The sequence below is a fragment of the Paracoccus sp. S4493 genome (assembly GCF_000967735.1).
Taxonomy (GTDB): domain Bacteria; phylum Pseudomonadota; class Alphaproteobacteria; order Rhodobacterales; family Rhodobacteraceae; genus Paracoccus; species Paracoccus marcusii.
Window position 1 is genome coordinate 1 of sequence record NZ_JXYF01000390.1, and the last position, 758, is coordinate 758.

The following is a 758-nucleotide window of genomic DNA, read 5'->3' on the forward strand; positions in this document are numbered from 1 at the left end:
CTGGTGGGCGGCTTCACGGTGTGGGCGATGTCCACGCGCATCTCTGGCGCGGTCGTGGCGGGCGGCCAGGTCGAGGTCGAACAGCAGCGCCAGATCGTCCAGCATCCCGATGGCGGCGTGGTCCAGGACATCGCCACATCCGAGGGCAGCACCGTCGCCGCGGGCGACCTGCTGCTGACGCTGGACGGCACGCTGCTGCGCACCGAGCACACCATCGTCGAGGGCCAGTATTTCGAGATCCTGGCCCGCCGCGGCCGGCTGGAGGCCGAACGCGCCGATGCCGACACGATCACCTTTCCCGACGAACTGGTGCAGGCCGCGACCGCGTCGCCGGCGCTGCAGGATCTGATCGCGGGACAGACCAGCCTGTTCCGCACGCGGCTGGACACGCTGCGCCAGTCTCTGGACCAGCTGGCCAAGCAATCCGACCAGATCGATTCCGAGGTCGACGGCATCGACGCCCAGTTCGCCGCCCTGGGCACGCAGCGCGACCTGATCGGGCGCGAGCTGACCGACCAGCAGAGCCTGCTGGACCGGGGGCTGGCCCAGGCCAGCCGCGTGCTGGCCCTGGAACGCGAGGCCGCGCGCATCGACGGTGAACTGGGGTCGCTGCAGGCCAGCCGCGCCTCGGCCGCGATCCGCCAGACCGAACTGCAGATCCAGAGCCTGCGCCTGGCCGCCGAACGCCGCGAGATGGCCGAGACCGAGTTGGGCGATCTGGGCTATCGCGAGCTGGAACTGGCCGAACGCCGCCGCAG

1 pseudogene is annotated in these 758 nt (G+C 71.0%); it reads left to right on the forward strand.

Annotated features, from left to right (window positions below):
* Nucleotides 1-758: pseudogene (locus TW83_RS21455) on the forward strand (HlyD family type I secretion periplasmic adaptor subunit); the annotation flags it as partial.